Source organism: Leptolyngbya cf. ectocarpi LEGE 11479 (genome assembly GCF_015207065.1).
In the GTDB taxonomy this organism is placed as follows: Bacteria; Cyanobacteriota; Cyanobacteriia; order Phormidesmidales; family Phormidesmidaceae; genus Leptothoe; species Leptothoe ectocarpi.
Genome location: NZ_JADEXP010000231.1, coordinates 1 through 10,431, shown reverse-complemented (window position 1 = coordinate 10,431; position 10,431 = coordinate 1). Strand labels below are relative to the sequence as shown.

Sequence of the window (10,431 nt, the reverse complement as noted above, 5' to 3'; positions counted from 1 at the left end):
GATGTTGCCTCGGGTTGCAATTGAGGCAATTCTGGTTATCTTTCTAGTCTTATTCGTATCAATTTCTTTAGTCTACTCGGAAGGAGGAATCCAAGAATTGACAGCAGTTCTTGGGGTATTTGCTGTAGCAGGAATGCGTATAATCCCTTCTTCAAGTATGTTTCTTCAATCTTTGGCAAGTCTCAGAAATGGAACGCATACCCTTGATGTTCTGTATCATGACCTGAGGGAGATTGAGACATATATTGCTCAGAATGATCAGAAGATGTCTCTGATTCAAAAAAGCTCAGAGGTTAAGGCCAATGATAAAGCGGAAAATCATTCTTTAAGCTTTAATTCCAGCATCCAGCTAAACCAAGTAACTTATAACTATCCTGAAGTTGAGACACCTGCACTTAATAATCTTTCCCTTAACCTTAAAAAGGGGCAGTCTATTGCATTTATTGGTAAGTCAGGGGCTGGAAAAACAACTTTGGTTGATCTTATCCTAGGTCTCTTAGTCCCTAATGGTGGAGATGTGAGAGTAGATGATGTATCAATCTACAAGGATATACGTGCCTGGCAAAATTTGGTCGGCTATATTCCTCAAACCATATTTTTAATGGACGACACTATTGAGCGAAATATTGCTTTTGGTGTGCCCGATGATCTTATCGATCATACTAAGCTTCAGAAAGCAATTGAAGCAGCTCAGCTGGGTGAATTTATTAATAGTTTGCCCGAAAACATTAATACCGTAGTAGGGGAAAGGGGGGTTCGTTTATCTGGTGGACAGCGTCAGAGAATTGGTATTGCCCGTGCCTTATATCATGAGCGAGAGATTTTAGTGCTAGATGAGGCAACTTCGGCCCTTGACAATGAAACAGAGCAATTAGTGAGTGAATCAATTAGCGCTCTCGCAGGTACAAAAACGTTGATTATCATTGCTCACCGACTTTCCACAATTGAAAAGTGTGATTATGTCTATATGCTGCAATCAGGAGAAATCATCAAGTCAGGAAGTTATCAAGAAGTTGTGTCCGCTAGTCACTAATTGCCCCTAATTTTGATATTCATTAAAGCATTAATTTGCATTACTATCAGTGAATCAGATTTTATTATATGGTGAGAAGATATTTGTAATCTTCAGCCTTCTTTATTTTACGCGGGGGGTGAATCTTTTAGTTCCCCCAGCATTGGTTTCCCTATTTAGATATGGAACTGGAGCCTTTGCATTTTTCTTTTTGATTTTATTAGGGGCACAAGCTCTAAATACAATCAAAAAAGATAAATGGATCTTGATTGTGGTTTTTCTGTCTGCAATATCGTTTATTTGGTCAGAATATGCCGATTATACTACCGAATTAATTAAGACAGAGCTGTTCCAAATGTCTGCGTTTGGGATATACCTTTCAACTCGCTTCACACTAAAACAGCAGCTTAATTTCATTATTATTGCCCTGTCGATGGCAATGTTTCTTAGCTTTGTTGTGGCAGTAACTATGCCTTCTATGGGAATTAGTGAAGAGGGTCTTTTCCGAGGGATTTTCGATCACAAAAATGATGCCAGCGCCTATGGTATTCTTGCGGCCCTGGCTTCTTTCTCGTTAGCACTAGACAAAACAAAGAAGAAGTCTGACTCAAGAGGCGGATGGTTAGTCTTTGGAGTTGCCATTATCTTTGTGTTAGCAACAACGTCTAAAACAGGGTTAGTTCTCTCTGTATTTATTCCTCTGGCGATTACACTTTATATTCGATCTCGATGGAAAGGTGAAGTGATAGCTATCATTCTTCCGATTATTGTCTTAATCGTTTATGCAGCCCTCACAGTAATAATAAGCCAGTGGCACGTTTTATTAACTGCTATTGGAGGTGATCCGACCTTGACGGGGCGAACTGACATCTGGAGAGTTTCTTTAGAGCATATTGCAGAGAGACCGTGGTTAGGCTTTGGGCGAGGTGCATTTTGGTTCCTTGGGAGTCAAACGCAGGATGAAGCTAGTAATGCAGTTGCTCCATTTGGCTTCACTGCGCCACATGCCCATAATGGTTACATCGATTTGCTATTAGATGTTGGACTCATTGGTGGTTTCTGCTTCGCCATTAGCCTGATTAAGCTCTGGGTCCAGTCATTTAAATTAGCTTATTCAGCCACAATGGCAGAGCAAATTTGGCCATTGGCATTTGCAATATTTATAACCATTAACAATGTCACAGAAAGCTACTTACTGTGGAATACCAATCTATTCTGGGTAATTTATATTTCAACCTCTATTTCAGCTAAAAAGTTATCGCCTAGAAGATTAAGAGCTATGGCAGCAGCTAATGATTAAATCTCAAAAAGCTATTGCTATTGCCTGTTTTATATTTTAAATATATGGCTATTATTTTTATTTGAAAAGATTTCCTCCTACTGAAGCTTTTGGTAGACCTAATAATAGCCGATTATTTATTTTTAAATGATATTTTTTGTTATACGCCAATACATTTAGGAGCATTGCAATGAAATCATCAGAAATGATTCTTCAGGTTTTTCCTAGCATTATTAAAGAAATAGAAGGCGAACTATTTATTGATGTTGATTGGGCTGATGCTTTAAAGCTTTATACGGAGAACTTCGATAAAGTTGTCTTCGCTTGCCCTATCTCTAAGAGTACACATGACACACCTGATTCAGGGTTGAAGAACTGTAGGCCAATTAATCAACTACCTCAGTGGGCCTCTAAATTAGAGGTTCTTCCCTTACCATATGCTTACAAATTTCATAGATTCATATACTACAAATCTAGTGTTCGTAAAACCTTAAGGGAGTATATACAAAAAGCAAGTCATCTAGAATTTTCACCTTCTTCATTAATTGGTGATTGGGCTACACTTGCCAGTACTGAAGCCATCAAAATGCAGCGCCCGTACGTAATTTCAGGCGATATCGTTTATCCTGAAAGAATGCGCTTTAGCATACAGAATCAGTCATTGTGGAAACGATATATTAAGGAATATAGTTCGATAAGGCCTTTTGAGAACACATATTCGACTATTTTGAAGAATGCAGGTTTAGCTTTTTTTCAGGGTCAAGATGTTTATGATGAATATTCTCCTTTGCCAAAGGTTTCTCATCAAATTTATCATGTGACAATGACTAAAGAAGAGCGTATCAGCTCTTCACAATTAGAGCATCAAATAACCCAACTAAAACAGGGACGAGTTCTTAAAATTTGCTACGCAGGACGAGCAGGAGCCTTAAAAGGACCTTTGGATTGGATTTATGCCATTAATGCAGCTATAAAAAGTGGCGTTAATCTTGAAGCTACTTGGATCGGTGATGGTTCTTTGTTAGCAGAAATGAAATCCTTATCCCAGAAATTGGACATAGCAGAACATATTCAATTCACTGGTTTTGTTTCTGAGCGAAAAAAACTACTGAAAATATTAAGTGAATCAGATATTTTTCTTTTTTGTCATAAAACCCGCGAGTCTCCTCGATGCTTACTAGAGGCTTTGGGAGCAGGATGTGCCTTAATCGGTTATGAAGGTGTGTATCCTGAAGGCCTTGTCAAAACTCATGGTGGCGGTTTATTCACACCTATTAATGATTGGGAGGGATTGTCTCAGCTACTGGTTAATATGAATTCTGATCGAATTCAACTTTCTCAGCTGATTCAAAATGCCTGTAGATCTGGAGAGCTGCATGATAGAGATACGGCGTATATGAATCGAATTAATCTCATTAAGCAATTCTATGGTGAGGGGATTGACATTGCTTAAGCTTAAAACTTCAATATCCACTGAATATCGTTAATGTGAGAGGATATTTGAAAATGTATATGTTCTATTCATTTTCATTATTTTTACTCGCTTACAACAAGAGAAACTTCTCTAATTCCAAGGCAGCTGGACTTCAGATAAGTTAATTGGCTTATTGGCTACTGCTATCTTTATATTTAAAGGAATAAAATGAATAAAAAGTTTTATCAAGAAATCCCAGGCTTTAAAGTTGCACCCTCTATGTTGTTTGGGTTTCCTACTGGCACGATCAACACTTGGGCTCCATCAATTGAGCAAATATTACTGCCTGAAGAATCAACTCCACCAACCCAGTTCCAAGTTGAGGTTCACACAGGCGAGATAACATTTCAAAGTTTAGGACCTAAGCGAAAACTATATCACGCTGTTGCTAAGCGCTTCAGAGGTGAGAAAAAGCTGGATTATTCTGGAAAATTTATATTTGATGCTCGCTGGGATACGTACAAAAACCTTTCCCACATTATTGATCTTGCAGCTGTAGTACTATTTGCTCGGAAGGTGCTCAGAGAAAATTTGCAGGAAAAGATTGATATCCACGTCATTTTGGATAGCGGTGCGCTCAAATATGACTTTGTCAAGGACATGTATAGCTCATTCGGTATCCCATTAATCAGTACAGACGATACCGTGTGTGGTGAAGTTGTTACTGTTTCACCTTCTCCCCATAAGCTTTATACAGTCAAGCCACAGCTTTTTGATATTGATTTCCCAGGATATAAAAAAATGGGATTCGACAAAGTTTTTATTCCTCGAAGAGGCAATCGTGGACTAAGTAACAATGACGAGGTAACTGAGTTTCTAACAAAGAAAGGATTTCAAACTTGCTACTTTGAGGATTTTTCTGTAGCTGAGAAATGGTCAATAATTAGAGACGCTAAGGTTATTGTTGCGGTTCATGGCGCAGCTGTAAACAACATTATATTTAATCGTTTAGGGCTACAGGAAAATGCCCGTTTTGGTAGTGGCATCAAAGTTATTGAGCTTATTTCGCCTGGCTGGATTGATTATGGATTTCGTGAATTGGCCACCGTGTTTAATGGCAAATGGTGTGGCGTTCGTGGTCAAATCACTCCCAAAATGCTAGAAGCGGTAGACTTTTCTGAAGAAACACCGACCTCTCTAAAATCGCCGTACAAGGATGACTTCAAGATTGACTGCCGGGGGATTCAAGCAGCTCTTGATTATGTTCAGGAGCCATAAAACTATAAAGGCATTCACGCAGAACGTGGATTGAGAGCTATGCCACCTCACATTAGATGTTTAAGGTACCCATCCGCATACGTGGGTGCAGTGCCGATAGCCTGCTGATCATAAGCCACTAGAGATGCTCGTTACCCCCACAGACCTGGAGGCTGTGGGGGTAACGAGCATTTAATCCTATTGGGGGGCATAGCCATAGCATCATCGGCACTTTAACGCCCATCTCTTAAACCATTCTTCAAAGTGTTGGTTAATAGGCCGTAGCCTATATAATTAACGGTTTAGAAAAGTTTTGGTTGGTGAGTCTGATGGATAGCTGGATAGATGATGAGCTGGATTTTGAGGAGCTGCGATCGCAACTCTTTGACACCTATCAACAGCAAAATCCTTTACGTAAAAGCATTGTTCAACTACTTTCAATATTCTACGGCCCGACCACCATTGCCAACCTAGCCACCGCCCTCAACTACGTTGGCACCACCACCAAGACAGGCAAAAAAATTACCCCCAGCAATCTCAGAACTCAGATTGCCAACTTACTTAACGACCAGCTCATCATCCATGGCGAGGGTCATCTGCCCCAATGTCACCCTCTCATTGTAGAAATGGTGACTCGTAATGCTCTAGACCTCGACATTTTTACACCAATGGCCGAGGCAGTCATCAGTACGTTGCGTCCTCGACGTACCCACATTAATCGGGTACGTCATATCTGTCGGTCCAAAGATGAGCTGTATCGTGAAGCGCGCCTTGCTTTGTATCAAGCAGACTACGAGGCCTTACCCCAGCTTTTTCTCGACTATAGCAACTATAACTATTACGCCACACCTATCGATCTAGAAGATTTCCTGCTGTCGGTAGCCAACAATCCATTTGAGGCAGAATGGCTTTGTCAACTCCCCTCAGAATACTACGGCATAGTCTTGAAAAGACTTCTTATTGATGCCACGGCGATGTTAGAGCCCGCCGACGATTTACTCAGTTTATTAGAAGGAAATATAGACAGTTCAACTGAGTTAGATTTTTTGCTAGTAGAGCAATATCTCCTACGGAACTGGCTGTCAGAAGCCGAAGCCCTGCTTGACAAAGTTGTTGATGAACAGTCTCAAGCCTATGGTACTGCCCTACGCGGCTGGTTAACTCTCCTCCAAGGCGATCAAAAACTCTCCTTAGAGTACTATGAAAAAGCAACTAAGATAGCTCGCCAGCAATTAAGTAAAAAGGCTGTTATTGGCGGGATTGCCGGTATCTTCTATATCTTGGCCCTACTCAAGTCAGGTCAACCAAAACAACTCAAACAGGCCGTTGCCGTGAGTGCCCCGTTAACTCAAGGGTCTGGATACTGGTTAAGTAACACCTATCGGCTGCTCAACCAGCTATCCTTGCTGCAGCAAGGACAGCTCTCTTTGCGCCAATCATTAATGGAAGTGATTGAATGTTACGGGGACGATCCAGACGACAGTTTTGGCATGTTTTTTAGTATGCTGTGTCTCTACTGGCTGGATGAGGACGAAGCTAAAGCTGTTTTGCCTCGTCCCCTAGCACTGTTCGCGGAACAAGCCCAAGATGTCGGTCTCAATTGGTTTGCCACCGAAGCAGCTGAAATGTTGAGCCGGATTGTTCCTGAAAGTGACTATAGCCAGTGGGCTAAGCAACACCCTAGTGGGTACTCCATCGTTGATACTTTACAGCCCCAAAGTACTTGGGAACTCAGTCTTAAAGCATTAACAAATGTAGTGGGTACCACAACCAATCGCCAGGCTCAAGGTGAGCGGCGGCTGGCCTGGTTCTTGACTTTATATACTAAACATTGGCTCTTACAGCCAAAAGAACAAAAGTTAAGCGTCAAAGGCACCTGGACCAAGGGACGTGTAGTCGCTCTGAGTCGATTGGCCAAAAATACCTCGGAGTTTGACTATCTCACAAGTCAAGACCTCCAAGTGTGTAACCAAATTAAATACGATTATTATTCTGGATCTCAATACACGCTAAATCGTGACGCTATCAAAGCCTTGGTAGGTCATCCATTAGTGTTTTGGGAAGACTCTCCTACGGTACGGGTAGAGATTATTGCGGCAACACCTGAACTGGTGATTGAACAGGCCGATGACGGAATGCTCACACTGCGGATGGAGCCTGCCGTTAGCCCAGGGGACAGTATCACTCTGTTTAAGGAAACACCAACCCGAGTTAAAGTGCTGGAGGTAACCTCTGAGCATCATAAAATTGCCGAGATTTTGGGTAAACGCAACCAGCTCACAGTGCCGGCAGCGGGACAAGAGCAGGTGCTAGCAGCAATTCAGTCAGTGTCGAGCTTGGTCACGATCCACTCTGACATCGGTGGTGACATGGATGATGTAGAGGCCATCGATGCCGATGCCAAACCCCATATCCATCTGATGCCTGCAGGCGATGGCTTAAAGTTATCTATGCTGACGCGGCCGTTCCCGAATTCGGGCGCGTATTATCCCCCCGGCACTGGCCGCAAGACAGTAATTGCAGAAATTGACGGTAAGCGCTCCCAAGCCACACGGGATTTAGCCATGGAAAAGCGTCTGGCGCAAGATGTGCAGCAGGCTTGCCCAGCCATGCAGCTAGGTGAAGAGACCGAGGGAGAATGGATTTTAGATGAGCCTGAAACCTGTCTGGAGTTGTTGTTACAGCTTGAAGCTATCGAAGAAGATATTGTTTTAGAGTGGCCTGAAGGAGAGAAGCTCAAGATTCGAAATAAGGCCGGTATCGATGGTTGGCGGCTGCAAATAAAACAGGAACAAGATTGGTTTTCGGTCAGCGGTGAGCTGGAGCTAGACGACGGCAGTGTGATGGATATGCAAGCACTGTTATCGCTACTAGAACAAACATCCAGCCGGTTTGTTCCCATTGGGGATGGCCAATTTTTGGCCCTAACTCAGGCTTTTCGTAAACGTTTAGATGAGTTTAGTGCCTATTCAGAACGCCATGGAAAAGGGGCTAGATTTCATCCGTTAGCAGCTTTAGCCTTGGAGGAGACTCTTGATGAAGTGGGGCAGCTCAAGGCTGATAAGCAATGGAAGTCTCATATTAAAAAGCTCAAAGAGTCTAAAACGATTGCCCCAGACGTTCCTTCTACGCTTCAAGCCGAGCTACGGGACTATCAGCAAGAGGGATTTCGGTGGCTGGCACAGCTGGCTCATTGGGGGGTAGGGGCCTGTCTCGCCGATGATATGGGCCTGGGTAAAACTCTACAGGCTTTAGCGGTCATTTTATTACGGGCTCCTGAGGGGCCAACGCTGGTGATAGCCCCCACCAGTGTTGGCTCCAACTGGATTAGCGAAGCTCAACGATTTGCGCCCACACTGAATGTGGTGCAGCTAGGGAGTGGGGATCGCCAAGCTGTGATTGATCAGCTGGGTGAGTTTGATCTGTTGGTGTGTAGCTATGGTCTCCTGCAACAGCCGGAAGTGGGTGCTCTCCTAGCAGAAGTAGAGTGGCAGACCATCATATTAGATGAGGCTCAAGCCATTAAAAATAGCGCCACTAAACGCTCTCAAGCTGCGATGAAGCTTAAAGGTGGCTTTAAGGTACTGACCACGGGCACACCAATTGAAAATCATTTGGGAGAGTTGTGGAATCTCTTTCGGTTTATCAATCCTGGCCTGTTGGGTTCTTTGGATAAGTTTAATCAGCGATTTGCCACACCCATTGAACGTCATCAAGATAAACAGGCACGGCTGCAGCTTAAGAAGCTGATTCAGCCGTTTATGCTACGACGGACAAAGTCTCAGGTATTGGATGAACTGCCCTCACGTACTGAAATTACTCTTCATGTGGAGCTGAGTAGTGAGGAAAAGGCGCTGTATGAGGCCCTGAGGCGGGATGCGATCGCAAAACTCTCCTCCTCCGATGCCAAAGCAGGGGCCAAGCATCTTCAGGTTCTAGCTGAAATTACCCGCCTGCGCCGCATGTGCTGTAACCCGCAGCTGGTGATGCCAGACATGGCCATTACTAGTGCCAAACTCGAGCTATTTGGCGAAGTTCTAGAAGAACTCCTGAGTAATCACCATAAAGCCTTGATCTTTAGCCAGTTTGTCGATCACCTAACGATTTTACGTAACTACTTAGATGAGCAAAACATCACCTATCAGTATCTAGACGGCAGTACCCCAGCCAAACAGCGTAAACAGCGTGTAGATGCGTTTCAGGCAGGGAATGGCGATGTGTTCTTAATCAGCCTCAAAGCTGGCGGCACGGGGCTCAACCTTACCGCCGCTGACTATGTCATCCACATGGACCCCTGGTGGAATCCAGCCGTCGAAGATCAGGCCTCTGATCGCGCCCATCGTATTGGCCAAACCCGCCCAGTAACCATTTATCGTTTAGTCACTAAAAGTACTATCGAGGAGAAAATTGTGGAATTGCACAATAAAAAACGCGATCTGGCTGACAGTCTTTTAGAAGGAGCTGACATCACCGGCAAACTTTCTACCGATGCCCTGCTACAGCTTATGAGCGAAGTCTAAAGGAAAAGGGGACTCGCTCAAAGGAGCATATCTGTATTTTCAGCCTAATCCACTTAATCCGATCCGCCTATTGGATATCGCCAAGATTTCTTCTGGAAAACTTTAGACTTAGCTGTGACAACCTCAAAAGTTTCACATTACAGTTTGCACATAGGCTGATGTATTAGGGGGGTTGCGTTGTTCACAGTCAAATCTCACCACAGACAGCTGATGAACTGATATAGTTTCTAACCGAATGGGCAATCTTTGCCGAAAACTACGTAAACATCCGTTAGGCGCTTATTTTGTTTTTCCTGTAATGTCTTGTCCAGATAGCCTGTCTCCTTACCCGCGACCCCAAGGGATATGAAATCACTCCTCCGTCAACTCACCACACTGTCGGCTGTGGCTGCCACCGTTTGTGGTGCAGCGATCATACCGTCTAGCGCATCAGCGGCCCAATTCGATCAGCAGCCGATTGGAGACGATCGTGTCGTAGCCATCGCAGAACCCATCAGCAATGGCCGATTGTATAAGCTGTTGATCATTGAGCAACTGAGTTCCGTCAGGCGCTGTTGGCAGGAGGAAGCTGGGAATCCAACGACCATCGAGCCCCTCTTGCTAACGTTTGATTTTACCGGTATCTGTGGCCGCAGTTCTGACAGTAATGGTTACTCCATTCGTATTGGTGGAGAAGATTTGGGGTCACGCTACCGGCTCCAGGTGGAAAAGCAGGGCGATGTTTTGGTGCTGGTAGCGGCTCCCAGCCCTTTACAAAGAGGGTTACCCAAACTGGAGGTGGGCAGATCTAGCGGTATCGCCAATGACTTTGTCAAACTCCAGCTGGATGCCGGTTGGAGTATGGCCCGACGAGTGTTTAACGGTCAAACCCTAGGGCATATCTATCTGACCAATAATCAATCGTTGGATGCTGTGATCGCAGCATCTGGCGCTGAGCGCCCCACACCTC

The 10,431-nt window shown here is 44.0% G+C and carries 6 protein-coding genes; all 6 read left to right on the top strand.

Annotated features, from left to right (window positions below):
• A partial coding sequence (locus tag IQ260_RS20715) for an ABC transporter ATP-binding protein (protein ID WP_193994996.1) occupies positions 1-1,033 on the top strand: 1,033 nt, incomplete at its 5' end.
• Positions 1,034-1,082: 49 nt separating this feature from the next.
• On the top strand, positions 1,083-2,312 hold the full coding sequence (locus IQ260_RS20710) for an O-antigen ligase family protein (RefSeq protein ID WP_193994995.1): 1,230 nt from the start codon (positions 1,083-1,085) through the stop codon (positions 2,310-2,312).
• A 169-nt stretch (positions 2,313-2,481) separates the two neighbouring features.
• Positions 2,482-3,744, top strand: a complete 1,263-nt coding sequence (locus IQ260_RS20705) for a glycosyltransferase (RefSeq protein ID WP_193994994.1) — start codon at positions 2,482-2,484, stop codon at positions 3,742-3,744.
• A 189-nt stretch (positions 3,745-3,933) separates the two neighbouring features.
• Positions 3,934-4,983, top strand: coding sequence for a glycosyltransferase family 61 protein (locus tag IQ260_RS20700; protein ID WP_193994993.1), 1,050 nt, complete (start codon positions 3,934-3,936; stop codon positions 4,981-4,983).
• Between the two features lie 308 nt (positions 4,984-5,291).
• Complete coding sequence (locus IQ260_RS20695) at positions 5,292-9,482, top strand: DEAD/DEAH box helicase (RefSeq protein ID WP_193994992.1); 4,191 nt, start codon at positions 5,292-5,294, stop codon at positions 9,480-9,482.
• A 345-nt stretch (positions 9,483-9,827) separates the two neighbouring features.
• Positions 9,828-10,431, top strand: a 604-nt coding sequence (locus tag IQ260_RS20690) for a DUF3747 domain-containing protein (RefSeq protein ID WP_193994991.1), incomplete at its 3' end; no start/stop codon positions are given.

What these genes read in the sequence shown, in the direction of transcription:
- IQ260_RS20705 (WP_193994994.1), top strand. Translation starts at nt 2,482, where the DNA reads ATGAAATCATCAGAAATGATTCTTCAGGTTTTTCCTAGCATTATTAAA.
- IQ260_RS20700 (WP_193994993.1), top strand. Translation starts at nt 3,934, where the DNA reads ATGAATAAAAAGTTTTATCAAGAAATCCCAGGCTTTAAAGTTGCACCC.
- IQ260_RS20695 (WP_193994992.1), top strand. Translation starts at nt 5,292, where the DNA reads ATGGATAGCTGGATAGATGATGAGCTGGATTTTGAGGAGCTGCGATCG.